15 protein-coding genes are annotated in these 16,015 nt (G+C 71.3%); 5 read left to right on the forward strand and 10 right to left on the reverse strand.

Annotation, left to right across the window (positions count from 1 at the left end; all coding sequences use genetic code 11):
* Nucleotides 1-602 precede the first annotated feature (602 nt).
* On the forward strand, nt 603-1,502 hold the full coding sequence (locus PUR26_RS09990) for an NAD-dependent protein deacetylase (RefSeq protein ID WP_329871535.1): 900 nt from the start codon (nt 603-605) through the stop codon (nt 1,500-1,502).
* Between the two features lie 396 nt (nt 1,503-1,898).
* Here PUR26_RS09990 and PUR26_RS09995 read toward each other — a convergent pair whose 3' ends face one another.
* Both PUR26_RS09995 and PUR26_RS10000 read right to left on the reverse strand, forming a co-directional pair.
* Nucleotides 1,899-2,171: a DUF3253 domain-containing protein gene (locus tag PUR26_RS09995; protein ID WP_329871265.1), complete on the reverse strand. Its 273-nt coding sequence runs from the start codon at nt 2,169-2,171 to the stop codon at nt 1,899-1,901.
* Between the two features lie 237 nt (nt 2,172-2,408).
* A complete protein-coding gene (locus PUR26_RS10000) occupies nt 2,409-3,362 on the reverse strand; it encodes a TIGR03620 family F420-dependent LLM class oxidoreductase (RefSeq protein ID WP_329871267.1) in 954 nt (317 codons plus the stop codon).
* 107 nt (nt 3,363-3,469) lie between these two features.
* Between PUR26_RS10000 and PUR26_RS10005 the strand changes: the two genes are divergently transcribed.
* Nucleotides 3,470-4,063 (forward strand): TetR/AcrR family transcriptional regulator, encoded by a 594-nt coding sequence (locus PUR26_RS10005; RefSeq protein WP_329871269.1) that lies wholly within the window; start codon nt 3,470-3,472, stop codon nt 4,061-4,063.
* A gap of 759 nt (nt 4,064-4,822) precedes the next feature.
* Here PUR26_RS10005 and PUR26_RS10010 read toward each other — a convergent pair.
* Together PUR26_RS10010 and PUR26_RS10015 are read right to left on the reverse strand one after the other, a co-directional pair.
* Nucleotides 4,823-5,257: a hypothetical protein gene (locus PUR26_RS10010; protein WP_329871270.1), complete on the reverse strand. Its 435-nt coding sequence runs from the start codon at nt 5,255-5,257 to the stop codon at nt 4,823-4,825.
* An 877-nt stretch (nt 5,258-6,134) separates the two neighbouring features.
* Entirely contained in the window at nt 6,135-6,488 is a 354-nt protein-coding gene (locus PUR26_RS10015) for a hypothetical protein (protein WP_329871271.1), read from the reverse strand.
* Between the two features lie 705 nt (nt 6,489-7,193).
* Here PUR26_RS10015 and PUR26_RS10020 point away from each other — a divergent pair.
* The 3 genes from PUR26_RS10020 to PUR26_RS10030 all read left to right on the forward strand — a co-directional run bounded on the left by PUR26_RS10020 (nt 7,194) and on the right by PUR26_RS10030 (nt 8,716).
* Nucleotides 7,194-7,373, forward strand: a complete 180-nt coding sequence (locus PUR26_RS10020) for a hypothetical protein (RefSeq protein ID WP_329871273.1) — start codon at nt 7,194-7,196, stop codon at nt 7,371-7,373.
* A 427-nt stretch (nt 7,374-7,800) separates the two neighbouring features.
* Entirely contained in the window at nt 7,801-8,388 is a 588-nt protein-coding gene (locus PUR26_RS10025; protein ID WP_329871541.1) for a hypothetical protein, read from the forward strand.
* Nucleotides 8,285-8,716: a cupin domain-containing protein gene (locus tag PUR26_RS10030; RefSeq protein WP_329871275.1), complete on the forward strand. Its 432-nt coding sequence runs from the start codon at nt 8,285-8,287 to the stop codon at nt 8,714-8,716. The genes PUR26_RS10025 and PUR26_RS10030 overlap by 104 nt, the downstream gene beginning before the upstream one ends.
* 133 nt (nt 8,717-8,849) lie before the next feature.
* On the opposite strand, the gene PUR26_RS10035 is transcribed toward PUR26_RS10030, so the two are convergent.
* The 6 genes from PUR26_RS10035 to PUR26_RS10060 all read right to left on the reverse strand — a co-directional run bounded on the left by PUR26_RS10035 (nt 8,850) and on the right by PUR26_RS10060 (nt 15,727).
* Nucleotides 8,850-9,332 (reverse strand): DUF3592 domain-containing protein, encoded by a 483-nt coding sequence (locus PUR26_RS10035; protein WP_329871277.1) that lies wholly within the window; start codon nt 9,330-9,332, stop codon nt 8,850-8,852.
* Nucleotides 9,333-9,544: 212 nt separating this feature from the next.
* Nucleotides 9,545-10,861 carry a phospholipase D-like domain-containing protein gene (locus tag PUR26_RS10040; RefSeq protein ID WP_329871279.1) on the reverse strand — a complete coding sequence of 439 codons (1,317 nt, stop codon included), beginning with the start codon at nt 10,859-10,861 and terminating at the stop codon, nt 9,545-9,547.
* A gap of 319 nt (nt 10,862-11,180) precedes the next feature.
* Nucleotides 11,181-13,433: a protein translocase subunit SecD gene (secD, locus tag PUR26_RS10045; protein ID WP_329871281.1), complete on the reverse strand. Its 2,253-nt coding sequence runs from the start codon at nt 13,431-13,433 to the stop codon at nt 11,181-11,183.
* Nucleotides 13,434-13,519: 86 nt separating this feature from the next.
* Nucleotides 13,520-13,972 carry a hypothetical protein gene (locus PUR26_RS10050; protein ID WP_329871283.1) on the reverse strand — a complete coding sequence of 151 codons (453 nt, stop codon included), beginning with the start codon at nt 13,970-13,972 and terminating at the stop codon, nt 13,520-13,522.
* Between the two features lie 115 nt (nt 13,973-14,087).
* Nucleotides 14,088-14,747, reverse strand: coding sequence for a response regulator (locus tag PUR26_RS10055; RefSeq protein WP_443077022.1), 660 nt, complete (start codon nt 14,745-14,747; stop codon nt 14,088-14,090).
* Nucleotides 14,748-14,773: 26 nt separating this feature from the next.
* Nucleotides 14,774-15,727 (reverse strand): HAMP domain-containing sensor histidine kinase, encoded by a 954-nt coding sequence (locus tag PUR26_RS10060; RefSeq protein WP_329871285.1) that lies wholly within the window; start codon nt 15,725-15,727, stop codon nt 14,774-14,776.
* Nucleotides 15,728-16,015: the final 288 nt, after the last annotated feature.

Genomic DNA, 16,015 nt, shown 5'->3' on the forward strand with positions numbered 1-16,015 from the left:
GGACGACGTCCGCGTGGGCCGTGGGCCCTGTCCGTCGGCCGTCAGGCCGTACGCCCAGGCCGGGGCGGCCTGGGCGTACGGCCTGACGGCATGTCCCTGCCGGGCCGTCACCCGCAGGGTGGTCGAGCGGCGGCCGGCTCGATGGCTGCCGGACCGCACCGACGCTACGAGCACGCAGCCGAGCGCTTCCCGCCTGCCCACGCCGGCCACCCCGACACCCGTGCCGAGTGCCGGCCGTGCCCCCCATCGGCAACCGACCGACAGCGCACCCCTCTGCCCGCGGCCACGCGCCACCTCCCGGCCGAACCGTCGACCCGTCGACCCGTCGACCCGTCGACCGTCCGGACGGGCCCCGGCCCATGTGGCCGATGCATCCGACACGAAGCCGGTCCGGCCGCACGAGCTCCACCATCGGCGCACCCCCACCGATGGGGCCGGGGCCTGGCACCGCGCTGCTGCGCCTGGCGACGCCGCGGCACCGCCCCGCTCCCGCGGCGCACCGCCGGCACCTCGCGGACGACACCGCGGCCTGTTCCCGCCATGAGCGCTCACCCGCCGCGAACAGTGGAGCCGAGTACAACCCGATCCGTACCCTGGGCCGTATGCGCATGCGCCCCACTCTGAGCTGGACCCCCGCCAAGGACCTGCCGCCGGGCACCACGGATCTGCAGCCGGTCGCCGACGCGCTGCGCACCGGCGGTGTGCTGGTGCTCAGCGGGGCCGGCATCTCCACGGAATCAGGCATCCCCGACTACCGGGGCGAAGGCGGAAGCCTGAGCCGGCACACCCCGATGACCTACCAGGACTTCACCTCGGGTGCCCAGGCCAGGCGCCGGTACTGGGCACGCAGCCACCTCGGCTGGCGCACCTTCGGCCGCGCCCGCCCCAACGCCGGGCACCGGGCCGTGGCCGCCTTCGGGCGACAGGGCCTGCTCTCGGGTGTGATCACCCAGAACGTCGACGGCCTGCACCAGACCGCCGGCAGCGAGGACGTCGTGGAGCTCCACGGAAGCCTGGACCGCGTCGTCTGCCTTTCCTGCGGCACCTTCAGCCCGCGCCGCGAACTGGCCCGGCGGCTCCGGGAGGCCAATGCGGGTTTCCAGCCGGTGGCGGCCGGGATCAACCCGGACGGTGACGCCGACCTCACCGACGAACAGGTCGGGGACTTCCATGTGGTGCCCTGCGCGATCTGCGGCGGCATCCTCAAACCGGACGTGGTGTTCTTCGGCGAAGCCGTTCCGCCGCAGCGGATCGAGTACTGCCGCAAGCTGGTCCGGGACGCGGCCTCGGTGCTGGTCCTGGGCTCCTCACTGACGGTGATGTCCGGGCTCCGGTTCGTCCGTCAGGCAGCCCAGGCCGAAAAGCCGGTGCTGATCGTCAACCGGGACCCGACCCGCGGCGACCAGCATGCCCTCACCCGGGTCGCGCTCCCCCTGGGAACGGCGCTCACCACCGTGGCCGACCGACTGGGCATCCCCGTCGAGGTCGCGGGGACCGGCTGAAGCCCCGTTGGCGCGGCGGAACCCGGCCGAAGGGGGCCGTATGCCCTGGGGCGAAGGCGCCGTGCCGCGGCGGCCCAGGTGCCGCTCCGTCGGGCTCGGGCAGCCCGTGTGCCGCGCCGGCCGCTGATTCGGACGTGCGCACATGTGACCCCACCCTTCCGCCGACCAGGAACCCGGCCCTCGGCGGCGGCCCGCCATGGGCCGAGGAAGCCGGGGCGCGGTGACCGCCGGGTGCCGGCGTGCCCCAGGGGTGCGTTGTCGATCCCGCCGGATCGGTCGTCGACCGACGGCAACGCGGCGAGGGGCGATGCCGAACGCCGCGAGCCCGGCAAGACCGGCGAGCCACCCCCTGAGACGGCCGCTCGCCCCTCCGGGGGGCGCCCCGCCCGGGATCCGTCAGCGGACGCGGCGGATACGGATCGGACCCCGGGCTTCCGACGGCTCGACGGGGCGGCCGGCCTGGGTGATTTCCACCTCGCCGGCCGTGACCAGCCGCCGGGCCGCGCGGCGGGCCGGTTCCATGAGCGCGCGCCAGCCGTCGTCGTCCCCTCCGTACACCGCCCGAGCGGCGTCGGAGGGGCAGATCGACGCGGCAGGGCCACGACGCTCCAACAGCTCCAGAATGGCCCGTTCCAGGCGCCGGTCCGTCTGCCGTTCGGTGTCCCTCACGCCGCCAGTGTCGCACCGGTGATGACACCAAGCAGGCGGTGTCGCTCAGGCCTGCCCTGGAACGGACATGCCCCCGGCGACCGCCCAGCGCCATCTGTGGCGGGCTGGAGGCGTTGGGGCACGCCCTTGGTTGGTGCCGTGCAGGATGACGTCCAGTGCGCGGGACTTGCGGTCGCGGTGCGGCCCGGCAGGCGGGTGGCCTTCGTGGCGTTCGTCTTCCCGCCCGGGAGAGCGGCACTACATGGCTGTCGAATCCTGGACAGCCCGCCGTGACGTGCGAGGCAGGAGGGCAGGGGCGAGTTCACGCCATTCCCGGTCCGGCAGCGCGGCCGGGTCAGCGGTCAGCACTTGCAGGCAGACATGGTCGGCTCCCGCGTCGAGGTGCTGCTGAACACGTCGGAGGACCGCGTCCGCGTCGCCATGGGCGACGATCGCGTCCACCAGCCGACGGCTCGGGCCGCCGATGATGTCCTGGTCACCGAAGCCGAGCCGTCGTACGTTCGCCTCCTGGTGCGGCGCCGCCGCGAGGTATCCGGCGACATGCGCCGTGGCCACCTCCCGGGCCCGGGCGGGGTCGGTCTCCAGCACGACGGCCTGCTCGACCCCGAGGAACGCGTCCGGCCCCATGATCCGGCGCGCCCGCACGGTGTGCTCGACGGGCACGAAGTAGGGGTGTGCGCCCCATGTGCGTTCGGCCGCCAGCCTCAGCATCTTCGGGCCGAGGGCTGCCAGTACCCGGGGTGGAGCCGGGTCCGGTCGCGGGCCATGGGCGGGGGTGGCGTCCATGGCGTCCAGGTAGCCGCGCATCGTGCTCAGCGCCCTGCCACGGGCCGGCACGGGATAGCCGGACACCTCGTGCACGGTGTCGTCGATCCGGTGCCCGCCCAGGCCGAGCACATAGCGTCCGGGGAACGCCTCGCCGATCGTTCGCGCCGCGCCGGCGGTCGCGAGCGGGTCCCGGAAGGCGATGTTCGCTATGCCGGACGCGATGGTGATCCGACGGGTCGCCGACAGCAGCAGCCACGCCTGGCCCACCGTGTCCCGGCCGAACGCCTCTCCGTACCAGATGGCTCCGTAACCCAACTCCTCCAGTTCGGCGGCCGATTCCCGCACGCGTCCGGCCGGCTGGCCCTCGTAGGCGAAGGTCCAGATCCCGACCTGGCCGAGACCTGTCCGTGTGCTCCCCGTCATCCGTACTCCTCGGACACTCAACCGGAGAGGTTCTCCGGTTTCTGTCCGATACGATACGGAGAACCTCTCCGCTTGGCTATCCCGGGAGACGACCGAAGGACCGGACGATGACGACGACGCATGACCACACCCCCGCCGAGCGGCCGCGGCGCACGGATGCCCGCCTCAACCGGGAACGTCTGGTGGCGACGGCTCGGGAGGTCTTCACCGAACTCGGTCCCACGGCGTCGCTCAACGAGATCGCCCGCCGCGCGGGCGTCGGCCCTGGGACCCTGTACCGCCACTTCCCGAACCGCACGGCGCTGCTGGCCGCAGTACTCGCGGAACGCATCGAGACATTGTGCGGGGAGGCGGAGGAACTGCTCTCCTCGGACTCCGCCGACGACGCCCTGGCGCGATGGCTGCGCGCCTTCCTCGTCCATGCGCGTGTCCATCACGGCATGGGCAGCGCGCTGATGGTCGAAGCGCCCGCAGCGCTGGACTTCGACTGCCATCAAAGGATCGTGGAAGCGGCGGCCGGACTGCTCGCACGGGCTCAGCGGCGTGGAACGGCGCGCGCCGACCTGACCGCCGACGACCTGCTCCAGCTCGTCGTCGGTATCGCGCTGTCCACAGCCCGCGACGAGGACGCCGAACAGCCCGACAGGCTCTTGGCCCTGGTGCTCGACGCCGTGCACGGCAGACCGCACCACGCCGACTGACGCCCGTACCCGCACCGCTCCCGCACCGGCCGGGCGGCTTCGCGACGCGGGTGACGTCGCCGAAGCCGTCGCGGTAGCGCAACAGCGAGCGCGCGAGCTCCGAGCCGTGCCGCCGGTCGTGCGCGAGCAGAGCGGTGACACCCGCGCGGCGGATCCCGGTGTGCGTACCGAGGAGGTCGAGCAGCTCTCGTACGAGCAGAGCCGCGGAAGGCGCCCGGCAGGTGGCGACGGGCCGTTCGGAGGTGCGGGCCAGGACTCCGAGCGCCCGGTAGCCGCGCGGCTTCACGACGGAGATGTCGCCGAGCCGGGCCTCGGTACCGGCGACGCCGGCCTGCACGGGGCTCTACGGGGTTCACGGGCGTCACGGACCGCGCGAGGTCCTCGGGCGTGTTCACGCGTGGCAGGGTGTCCAGGGCGCCTGTGGGGGCACCGACCACGGCAGAACCGGTCCTGAACACCGCTAACGGCCGTTGTTTCCAGGGCTGTTACGGCTGGCGCCCGGCCAGGGCCCGGTCGGCCCGAAGAGCGCGCACACCGTCGAGGACGCTCTCGCACCTCGCGCGGATCGCCCAAGGCCGGACAAGGGGCCAAGGCGCCTGGTCGCGGCCGGGTCATGGCCGAGTGCGTGCGGGAGGCCGGTACGGTCCCTTCCGCTCGGTCTCCATGACCGAAGGGGTCTCCGTGTGTGCCGCACATCAGCGGGCGACATGCGAGTGCCCCTGCTCCGACAGCCGCTCGCCGGGCGCCCGTGTTCGGTGGTCAGCCCGCCAGGGGTAGGGCAGCCGCTATCACGTTCCGCTCCTTGCGGCCCACCAGCGGGAATATGATCTTCAAGCCCTGCTCATTGTCCGGCGAGGAAACGACGAAGGACGAGTTGAGCAGGCGCTCCTTGATCTGGGAGCGGACGAGGCCGGCGCGCGGAATCGTCATCAGGTGCTCTTCCGGTCGGGCGAAAGTCGGGTTCGCCCGGAACACGAAGAGGCGGCGGTCGGTCATCGCCAGATACATGGGGGTCGGTGTCGGGATCACCGCCATTCCGCCACCGCTCATGATCGCCGAGGCCGCCGCGAACGCGGCGGTCCGGCGCACCGAGACCGAACTCAGGTTCACGATGGTCGTCACCTCGACCTGCTCCGCCGGCTCGAGCATGGGGTCGATGGCCGCCAGCAGCAGTCGGCGACGCTTTCCGTTCACGGGTGTACTCCTGCGAGGTTGCTTGGGAACCGGGCGGGGGAACACTTCCGCCCGGCGAGCAGCGGTCCGGCTTCCGGGCGCCGCCACAGGATGCCGAAGCCCAGGCAGCAATCACGGGTCGGACTCCCTCGCGAGGCACGGCCGACGTGAGCTGTCGGCATACCTTGCCACATTCCCTCCGGGACCTCGCCTCCGGGACCTCGCCTCCGAGCGGCCGGACATGGGGCAGCCGCGGTGGCGGCCGTCCGGGCGCGCACCGCCGTGTGACACGCCGACACGACGACGCCGCACGCACGTGGGTTCAGCACACACCAGGAGGGTCGATGCGTGGTGAAGCGTCCCGGACGGACATCTGAGGGCGCGTGGGGATGCCGGCGAGACCGTGTTCACGGCACGAGAACGTGTTCCCGGTGATCACGGCGGTCGTCTCGCTGATCGGCGTACTCGGCCCGCACGCCCTGATCAAGGACTCCTCGGTGACAGGGCAGTTCATGCTGCTGTGCCTGGCCACCCTGCTCGCGCCGTGCCCGTGGATCAGGGCGGACTGGGGGTCGCGTGTGTCGGTACTCGGTGTGCAGGCCAGGGCGGTGCGCATGCCCGCCTCGATGGGGTGGACGACGCCCCACACGGCTTGGAGACGTGTCAGGGGCGGTGACTCGAGCGAGTCACCGCCCGTGGCCGGATTCCCTCCTGCGGGTGGACGTTGTCGTCTCCCTGGCCCGGGACTCCGCGCCCGTCACAGGCGCGGACCTCGCCGGTTCGCCGCTGGTGTGCCGAGACCCCAGGAGGAGACGTCCTCCGGGTCGTCGCCGCTCACCCCTGGCTTTCGGGATCCGCTTCCGTTACCCGGAAGGCGGCACGGTCGAGCGCAGGACGCTCAGCAGCGCCGAGCGGCACGCTCATACGCCGAGTCGTAGGCGTTCCTGTATCCGTCGCGGTAACCGCGCTGGTAGTCGCGGTTGCCGTGGTCACTGCGGTGGTTGTAGTTGCCGCGGTAATCACAGTTGCGACCGTCCCTGCTCCCGTGGCGCAGGCCCCGGTGGCTGCCGTCGGAGTAGCCACGCTGGTAGTCGCGCGGCGAGGAGACGGCTTGGGTGTACTCGGACTGAGGCGCTGTGATGGCATGGGGGGCGGCGGGTGCCTGAGTGGCGGACGCAGCCGTCGGGATCGCGAAGGCGGTCGCGAAGGCGAGCGGAGTCACGAGCGAGACCACGATTTTCTTTGCGCGCATGAGATCTCCTTCTGGGCAATGACGCAGGCGAAGCCCGGTTTCACTGCCTCTCAGGGATAAGGCCCGCGTGGTTGTTGAATGACGCCGCGGGAACGAAGAAGGTGCGTCGCCGCGCACCGGTGTGACGTCCTTTCGTCCCCGCAACAGTGGTGCACGGGCGGATATCACCGAACTACGCGGCCTACACTCCTTGGTACCCCACGCCCATCCGTGTGTCCAACCCGGCCGCTGCGTGCCACTGTCCGTCCGGGAGCGGATTTGACATCGGCGAACCGGGTGGAAGTGGCGGCCTGTCGGGTACTGCGTGCCACGACCGGCAAGGGCCGGCGTCGCAGTTCAACAGCATCAGCGACGGCCCAGCAAAGTGCGTCCACCGCCTCGAAGAAGCCCTCTGCTCCCCGTCATGCCGTCGCATGCCTGACGCGCTGGCCAATTCACTGAGAACAAATATTCATGGCATTCCTCGGGCATTCGACTTGACTTCGGAAAACCGTCCATATCTCCTGGCGAACACAGCTGGGCGGACGCCTCGAAGCATCGTGTGCACTGCGGAGACGGAACCAGTGACGTTCCGCGTCCACCCCACCGAACACCCCAGGGACAGGCGAATAGGCCCTGCCCTTCCGGCTCATCTGGCGGGCCCGGGTGCGCGAGCAGACAATGGGTGGCAGCGCCAGCCACGTGCCGGCCGTCCAGAAGGCAGCGATGCGTCGAACCGACCTCGGCCAGCGCGGTATAGACCTGCTGGCCCCGGTGTGGCACCTTCTCGGTCTCACCCGCCAGGGCGCCGCCCGGCGGAACGCGACGGGCCCGGTGGGCGCGGCCTGTCAGCGGGGCTTCGCGGGGGCGTCGCGGTTCTTCTCCTGGTCCGGCCACGGGCAGTGATGTCCGGCACCATGCACCACGCACTGGTCTTTCCGGCCACACCCTTGTGCCTGTCTACTCGCACCGTCCGGGCTGCCCGACGATGTGCTGCGGGCGTTGTGCACAGGGGTGCAGCGGTCCTCGGCCCCGCGGGATTTGCGTCGACGGCTGCGCGATGCCCTGACACAGTGGCGCACCATGGATGACTCCGATCTGGTGACTGCCGCGGACGTGCGGCTCATGCAGGACCTGGCGCAGCGGGTCACGGCCGTCCGACCCGACCTGGTGAACAGCGACGCGACGTCCGGAGAGCTGGCCTGGATCTGGGGCGCAGGGCACACGGGTGCCGGAGAGAGCTGGCTGCGTCGGTTGTGGTTCTCCGGTGACGCTCTGGTCGCATGGGGGCTGGGTCTGTCTGCCGCACCAGGTGAGGCGCAACGACGGGTCGGTGAAGGACGTCACCAACGCCTGTCTGGCGCAGGTCCATCCCGACCACAGCGGACTGGTGGACGAGGTGATCGACTGGTACGACGGTGTGACGGTCGGCCTGGACCGCACCGTGATGCCGTCGGCCGCCGATGTGTTCGCCCTGAAACGCTGGGCGGCGCACGGTTATGAGACCGATCCGGCCTCGCTCGGTGACACCGGCTCTTGGACCCAACTCAACGTGCGGGACCTCGAAGACGTGGAGCAGCCGGTGCTGCCGGACGGATTCCGTTTCCGTACCGCCGACGAGGCAGGGCCGCGGGCGGTCGTCCAGGCGCATGTGGACGCCTGGTCTCCGTCGGCATTCACAGCCGAGGGTTATGAGGGCGTCCGGCGGACACCGCCGTACCGTGGGGACCTGCACGTCCTGGTGGAGGCGCCGGACGTTCGCCGGAAGTTGGCGGGAAGTGCTCGCCCAGTCGAGCGTGCCCTGTTGTACTGCTCCTATGGCGGATCAGAAGCTGTGCACAGTGGTTCGGACCGGGCATTACCAGGGGGTGCAGGGCGGCACGTTCGGGGTGGGCGTCAGTGCGCAGTCGACGGGGGCTGAGCGGTTGTGTCTGCACCGGCTGGTGATGGCAGCCGGCAGCCGGGGCCGCCCTCACCTGCACGAGGGTCATGAGTCGGCCATCTTCATCCAGTCCGGCCAGGTGGAGGTATGGCACGGGGACGACCTGGGCGAACACGTGGTGCTGCACGCGGGTGACTACATGCACATCCCGGCCGGTACTCCCCACATGCCGGTGAACACGGGTGACGAGGACATGGTGTGCCTGGTCGCGCGGACCGACCCCAACGAGCAGGAGGGGGTCCGGCTCCTGGAGCTGCCGGCCTGGCTGGAGGACCGAGTCGGCCCCCTGCCCGTCGGGGCTGGGTGATCCCCCGGCACTCGTGGTGTGCCCGCGCGCGGAACGGGCCGCACCCGTACGAACCCGGAGCCACGGTGGTGACCCGCGTCGCGTCGATCGATGCGGACGTGCTGCCGTCGCGGAGAAGGAAAGCCGACCGCGGTCAGGGAGTGAGCAGCAGGGTGAGCAACACCGCCAGCGTGCCCACGGTGAACACCGATCCCAGCACGGTGAACAGTAGATCGACGACCGCTGCGTCCCAGTTCTGTATCACAAACCTGCGAGGATCCGCGGGATCATATCGGATGACGACAGGGGCCCCCACGCCGAAGCTGCCTCCGACGGAACCCCGGCCGAACCTGGATGAGTACTCACACGCGCGGCCGTCCCGGGTCGTCCAGGCTGCTACCGGGTAGTGCAGCAATGCCCCGTCGTCGCCCCGCATGACCTCGTGGCGGACGATCCGACCCTCCGTGGTGACACCTGTCCGACGCAGCGCGCGGGCGCGGCGGAGTCCGTACACGCCGAAGCTGAGGAAGACCACGCCGATCAGCAGTGGTATGAGTGAGAAGAGCCATGCGCGTTCCATGGGTGGTGCGACGCGTGCGTGGGGGTTGTCGGTTGCGGGCGGGTCCGTCTCGCTCATCCGGTCCACCGCGTCCAGGCCCGCCGTCCGTGAGCAGCGCCCTTGGCTTCGGGGCTCGCCCGGTCCGAGCAGAGCAGCGTGTTCTCCAGTTTCGGTGCCCGCCTTGCAGTTGGGAGGCGAATGACGTCTCTTCGACCTGCCCCGTACGGGCGACGAGGATGCTTCACACACCGCCGTCACGGCTACGGCTACGGCTACGGCTACGGCTACGGCTACGGCAGAGCGTTCTGCGCGTCCGAGACCGCGCGCTGGGTGCGGAAGTTCTCCCGGTAGGCGTCGTACACCGAGGCGGTGGGGTGCCCGGGGCCCGTGGAGTCGTCCCACTTCAGGAGCGCCTCGTCGTTTCCGACCAGGGCCGATTTGGTGTAGGGGTGGCTGCCGGTGAAGACGATCTTCTGGTTCTTCACGCCTTTGTAGGTGCCCTCGACGAGGAGGTACTTGGTGTGGGTGGCCGTGTCCGTGCCGCCCGCCGCGTCGTCCAGCTTGTGCGTGGCGACACCGCCGTACCGGGTGGGCGTGGTGAGGATCTGCTCGACCGACGCCTCGAGGTCGCGGTAGACGACGTCCACGTAGCAGCCCGCGTCGTCCAGCTCCCACAGCTTCTGCGCGACCTGCGGGCGGGTGATCCCGTGCATCGCGACGCGGATCACCGTGCGACCGTCGGTGGTGCCGTAGCCGGGGTCGTTGCCCTGGCAGACCGGCCTCCCGTCAACCGGCTTGTCCACCATGCTGAGAATGTTGACGATGACGTCCGTGGTCGCCCGGGGAAAGAAGTAGGCCTTGGCCCTGCCTGCCTGGGTGTCCATCAGCACGTCGGACACCTGCTTGGACGGGTCCGCCTGCGCCTCGGCCTGACGCCCGAAGTAGGCGGCGTAGGCACCGTAGAGGGCCGGGTTGCCGGCCACTGTCAACGCGTCGTTCCAGGACTTCAGCCGGTCCCAGGTGGTCATGTTCGCGGAGGACTGCACGACCACGTCGTCCACCGGCACGGTGGCGCCGGCACTGCCCGTGGTCCGGGAGAACAGGTAGAACTTGTTGTGGTTGACGCCGGGCCAGCCGTCGGTGGGGCTCGGGTCCTTCGCCAGGCACGCCTGCTTGTCCGCACACAACCGCACCCAGGAGTCGCCCGAGCCGGCCGGCTTCTTCGCGAGCCCGGCGGCGAGCAGGTCGTACGTCGGACCGCCCTCCCAGTGCCGGCGGGTCTCACTGTCCAGGAGCACCTGGACGTTCACCCCGCGCAGATGCGCCGCGTTCAGCCGCTGCACCACCCATCTGGAGCCGAACACGTACGTGGAGATCTTGATGTCGGACCCTGGCACCGCGCCGTCGATGAGCCGGGCGAGGTGGGTAGGTATCGCGTCACTCCGCGCGGGATCGGAACTGGTGGGGTCGTTGAACAGAACCCCGGTCGTCAGCGCCGGAGCGTGCGTGCCGCCGTCCGCGAGCGCGGGCGCCGGGGCGGTGGCGCCGAGAAGGGCGAGGGCTGCTGCTGCCGTGGTCGCCGTCCAGGCGAGTTTGATCTTCGTCATGAACGGCGACCCTATGCTTGTCCGGTCCGGAAGCCTCGACCGCCCCCTGGGAAGCGTCCCGGTGGTGTGCGACCGGGGACACGTCGCTGTTCGGCGAGTGTTCCCTCCCCTTCCGCCGCCGGCGGCCTGGGACGCTCCCGGGGAGGATCGTCCGGGGCGCGGGCCGCGGCAGGCCCGGGTCCACTGCCCTCGCTCACACGGAGGCTCGCCTGAAAGGCGGTCGGGCTCTCCGGCTTCGGCGACACGGGGGGGTACGTACGGGATCCGCAGGCGCGCGCCGCTCCTCGGCCGGGCCTCGTGCCGTTGCGGGACCGGCGGGTCATGGCCGGCGGGGCGGCTGCCGCGGTCCGTTCCGGGGGTGGAGCTGGATGGCGACGGGGGCGGCGGTGAAGACGGAGGAGTAGGTGCCGACGGCGAGGCCGATGAGCAGGGCCAGCGCGAAGTCGGTGAGCGATGACCCGCCGAGCACCGCGAGGGCGGTGAGGATGAACGCGGCGCCGATGCCGGTGTTCACGGTGCGCGGCAGGGTCTGCAGGATCGCCCGGTTCGAGATGCCGGTCAGCGACGCCCCGGGGGTGCGGCGGGCCAGTTCCCTGACGCGGTCGAAGAGGACGACGGAGTCGTTGACCGAGTAGCCGATGACGGTCAGCAGGGCCGCCAGGAAGACCCCGTCGACGGGCTTGCCGAGCCAGGCGAAGACGCCGACGAGGATGACCACGTCGTGGGCGAGAGCGACGACCGCCGCGGTGCCGAACACCCAGCGGAAGCGCGCCGCGAGATAGACGAACTGCGCGCCGAGGGCCACGGCGAGCGCGAGCAGCGCCCCCCGGCGCAGCTCCTCGCCCAGGCTGGGGCCGATCAGCTCGTCGCGGACCTTCTCCGCCCGGTCGGCGAGGTCGCGCACGGCGTGGGTGACCTCGGCCTCCTCGGCGTTGGTCAACGGCTCGGTCCGTACCGTGAGGCCCGTGTCGCCGGAGGTCTGGACGACGGCGTGGGGGAATCCGGCGTCGGCGAGGGCGGTACGGACCTGGTCGGGGTCGACGGGGCCGGTGGTGGCGTACTCGATGAGGCGACCGCCGGTGAATTCCACCCCCAGGTCGATGCCGCGCACCGCGATGCCCGAGGCCGCCAGGACGAGCACGGCGGCGGAGGCGGCCAGCCAGCGACGCGGGCGGCGCATCATCCGGGGGTCGAGTCGGGTGAGGCGGCCGCGCACCGTGCCCGTGGTCGCGATGCCGGTGAGACCGGGGCGGCGGCGTACACCGGGGCGGCTCGCGGCGAACTCGGCGAGCATGCGGGTGATCACCAGGGCACTGAACATGGAGGCGAGCACACCGATGCCGAGGGTGATGCCGAAGCCGCGCACGGGCCCGGAGGTGAGGAAGAACAGAAGGGCGGCCGCGATCAGCGTGGTGATGTTGGAGTCGGCGATCGCGCTGAACGCCTTGCGGAACCCGGCCGACAGCGCCGAGCGGGTGCTGGGGCGCCGACGGCCCGCGTACTCCTCGCGGGCCCGTTCGAAGACCAGGACGTTGGCGTCCACGGCCATGCCGATCGCCAGGACGAAACCGGCCAGGCCCGGCAGGGTCAGGGTGGCGCCGAGGGCGGCCAGGACAGCGTAGGAGACAAGCCCGTAGCAGGCCAGGGCGACGGCGGCCAGGGCGCCCATCAGCCGGTAGACGACGACGATGAACAGCGTGGTCAGCGCGGTTCCGATAACCGCGGCCCAGGCGCTCGCGGCGATGGCCTGTGCGCCCAGGGTAGGGCCGACGGTGCGCTGTTCGACGGTCTCGACGGGTACGGGCAGGGCTCCGCCGTTGATGAGCAGGGAGAGCTCGCGGGCTTCCTGGGCGCCGAAGGAGCCCGTGATCCGTGTGGCGCCGTCGCGGATGCCGGCCTCGCAGGCGACGGAGGGGTCGACCTGCGGGGAGGAGATGACCTTGTCGTCCAGGACGATGGCCACCCGGCGCGCCGGATCGCCCGCCGGGTGGCAGGCGGCCTCGCCGGTCGACCGGGCCCACGCGTCGCGGCCGGAGCCTTTGAAGTCGACGGTGACGTGCCAGCCGGCGCCGCCTTGCTGGTCGAACCGGGCGACGGCCTCCTTGACGTGCTCCCCGGTCAGGGCCGCGGCGCCGAGGCGCAGTGGTTCGCCGGACGCGTCGGGCAGGACGCGTTCTCCAGGAGGCTCCGGCAGGGGGCGGGAGGTGTCGCCACCGCCGGCGATCCCGAGCACCGGGTGGAAGGTGAGCTGTGCGGTACGGCCCAGGACGTCTGCGGCCTCCTTGGGGTCGTGCACACCGGGCAGTTCGACGATGATCCGGTTCTCTCCGGAACGGACGAGGGTGGGCTCGGTGACGCCGAGCGCGTCGATACGGCCGCGCAGCACCTCCAGCGTGCGGTCGGTGGCCTCGCTGTCGGCATCGACGGTGGGCGTGGAGCGGGTCTGCAGCACGATCTGCGTACCGCCGCGCAGGTCGAGTCCGAGGCGGACCGGCATGGTGACGGTGATGTACAGGGACAGGGCGATCACGGTGAGGGCGAGCAGCGCCCTCGCGCGCGGGGAACGGTTCAACGGGGGCCTCCGGCAGGGCACCACGGCCATGGCTGCGGCCGGGAGCGGCCGCGGCTGGGCGAGGTGGGGTGAAGGAACGAGGGGTGTCAGGTGCCGGAGGATGCCGGGGGCGCCCGCCCGCGGACATGAGGAGCGTGGGGCTCCGAGGCGGGGATGCTGCCGGTCGGCGCCGAGAGCCGTGCGGGGCCGGGTGGGGACAGTGCTGTGCCCTGGCCGCAGACGGCGAGGTGGGCGCGCGGGGCGGGGTGTTCGCTCTGCGCTTCCAGGCGGGTTGCCGCTCGGACGGCGCAGGCGGTGTCACAGCCATCGCCTGCGCGCGGTCCGAAGGTGTGGTGGTACGCGGCGCCGGCCACCGGTCCGCCCGTCACACCGGCCACCGGCCCGGCGCCCGGCATACCGGCCATCGGTCCACCCGGCGTACCGGGCGGCGGGCCGGCGACGGTGAGAGCGGCGAGCAGTGCCAGTACGACCGCGGCCAGTACCGCGACGGCCGGGGGCCGGGCGATGGTGTCGGGGGCGGTGCGCGCGGTGTGCTGCATGCGCCATCCCCCTTCATCGTGTTGTGCGGTGCGGTGCGGTGCGGTGGCCGGGTCCGGCTCCTGGGAGTGCGGCCGGGCCGGCCGGCGGAACCTCAGGCGGACACCGGGCCGGAGGTCAGGGTTCGATCAGGCCGACGCGGATGGCGTAGCGGGTGAGCTCCAGCCGGTCTCGCAGGCGGAGTTTCTGCAGCAGGTTGGCGCGGTGCCGCTGGACGGTCTTGATGCTGATGAAGAGCAGGTCGGCGATCTCCTTGGACGAGTGCCCCTCGGCAACCAGCTTGAGGACCTCTTCCTCGCGGGGGGTGAGGATCTGGTCGGGGGTTTCCTCGCCCTGTCGGGCCCGGTCGAGGTAGTTGCGGATCAGTGCGGTGACCGCGCCGGGATAGAGGAAGGGCTCATCGCGCATCGCGGCCCGGCAGGCGGCGACCAGGTCCTGGTCGGCGACGGACTTCAGTACGTACCCGCAGGCTCCGGCCTTCAGCGCCTGGAAGAAGTACTGCTCGTTGTCGTGCATGGTGAGCATCAGGATCCGCACGCCGGGCTTGAGGGCGGCCAGTTCGCGGGCTGCCTGCAGGCCGGTCAGGCGCGGCATGGCGATGTCGAGAACGGCGAGGTCGACATGGTGGGTGCGGGCCAGCTCGATGGCCTCGGCACCGTCGCCGGCCTCCGCGACCACTTCGAGGTCCGGTTCCTGGTCGAGGATGAGCCGAACGCCCCGGCGGACCAGCGCGTGGTCGTCGGCGAGCAGGATGCGGATCGTGCGCTGCTGGGTCATGGGGGTCGTGGTCCTGTCGGGCATGGTCAGGGTCGCTTCCCGGAAACGGGCGCGGTGAGCTGTACCCGTGTGCCGGTGCGGGGTGCCGGGGTGATCTCCAGGCCGCCCCCGACGAGCAGGGCCCGCTCGCGCATGCCGCGGATGCCGGCTCCTTCGCAGGGGGCCTCGATGCCGCAGCCATCGTCGGTGATCGTCAGCAGCACACGGTCCTCGGCGTGACGCAGGGCCACGGTGACCCGTTCGGCGTCCGCGTGGCGCGCGACGTTGGTGAGCGATTCCTGGGCGACGCGGTAGAGGACCAGTTCCGTCTCCGGCCCCAGGGCCGGCAGGTCGGCATCGAAGCGGCGGGTGACCCGCATCCCGGTGTGGGTCGCGAAATCCTCGGTGAGCGAGGTCAGCGCGCTGACGAGACCCAGGTCGTCCAGGACGCCGGGGCGCAGCCGGCGCACCAGGCGGCGTACCTCGTTCAGGCTCTCCCGGGTGATCTCCTGCATCTCCTGCAGCTCCGTGCGCAGCAGCGTCGGTGCGTGGTCCGAAGCCCGTTTGAGTCCCAGCAGGATCGCGGTCATGCTCTGGCCGACCTCGTCGTGCAGTTCCTGCGCGATACGGCGGCGTTCGGCCTCCTGGGCCAGCAGGGCCCGGGCACTGCTGGTGGCCCTCTCCTGTTCCAGCCGCTCCAGCATGGCGTTGAACGTACGGATCACCTCGGCGACCTCGTCGCCGCCGGAAGCGGGCAGACGCTGGCCGGGTCGCAGCAGGTCCACGGTGGTCATCAGCTTCGTGAGCCGATCCAGCGGGGCCAGGCCGAGCCGCAGCAACGCGGCGTTGGCGACCAGCATGACGGCGAGACCGCCGACCAGGATGACCGCCTCGGTCAGCAGAACCGGCACGGAGACGGTTACCGGAGCCCACAGCAGAAGTGCCGTGGCCGTGCCCAGCACCACGGCGTTGAGGGCGAATATCCGCCAGAACAAGGACATCGGCCTTGAGCCTCTCCTTCTACGACATCGGTCACCTCCACTGTCGGGCATCGGGCAGCCCCACCGCGTCCATGCCCTCGGGGTGCTGGAGCGGTCCTTCGGCCAGCCTCCTCCGTCCCCGCTGCCCCGTCGATGGGACCGGGGCCCCATTTCCCGGGGCGCGCACTACCCATGGCGGCCGTATGGATCCCTCTCCCCGGCGTAAATGGGGCCCGCGCCCGATAGGTGACCGCCGCCCGCCGGGCCAGGGTGGAAGACGACACGACCGTCACCCGGCGGGCGGTCCCG

Origin of the sequence: Streptomyces sp. SP18CS02 (assembly GCF_036322365.1) — a bacterium.
Classification (GTDB): domain Bacteria; phylum Actinomycetota; class Actinomycetes; order Streptomycetales; family Streptomycetaceae; genus Streptomyces.

Coding starts and splice junctions, on each gene's coding strand:
- PUR26_RS09990 (WP_329871535.1), top strand. CDS start 603: ATGCGCATGCGCCCCACTCTGAGCTGGACCCCCGCCAAGGACCTGCCG.
- PUR26_RS10000 (WP_329871267.1), bottom strand. CDS start 3,362: ATGACGGGGAGCACACGGACAGGTCTCGGCCAGGTCGGGATCTGGACC.
- PUR26_RS10005 (WP_329871269.1), top strand. CDS start 3,470: ATGACGACGACGCATGACCACACCCCCGCCGAGCGGCCGCGGCGCACG.
- PUR26_RS10015 (WP_329871271.1), bottom strand. CDS start 6,488: ATGCGCGCAAAGAAAATCGTGGTCTCGCTCGTGACTCCGCTCGCCTTC.
- PUR26_RS10020 (WP_329871273.1), top strand. CDS start 7,194: ATGCGTCGAACCGACCTCGGCCAGCGCGGTATAGACCTGCTGGCCCCG.
- PUR26_RS10030 (WP_329871275.1), top strand. CDS start 8,285: ATGGCGGATCAGAAGCTGTGCACAGTGGTTCGGACCGGGCATTACCAG.
- PUR26_RS10035 (WP_329871277.1), bottom strand. CDS start 9,332: ATGAGCGAGACGGACCCGCCCGCAACCGACAACCCCCACGCACGCGTC.
- PUR26_RS10040 (WP_329871279.1), bottom strand. CDS start 10,861: ATGACGAAGATCAAACTCGCCTGGACGGCGACCACGGCAGCAGCAGCC.
- PUR26_RS10050 (WP_329871283.1), bottom strand. CDS start 13,972: ATGCAGCACACCGCGCGCACCGCCCCCGACACCATCGCCCGGCCCCCG.
- PUR26_RS10055 (WP_443077022.1), bottom strand. CDS start 14,747: ATGACCCAGCAGCGCACGATCCGCATCCTGCTCGCCGACGACCACGCG.
- PUR26_RS10060 (WP_329871285.1), bottom strand. CDS start 15,727: ATGTCCTTGTTCTGGCGGATATTCGCCCTCAACGCCGTGGTGCTGGGC.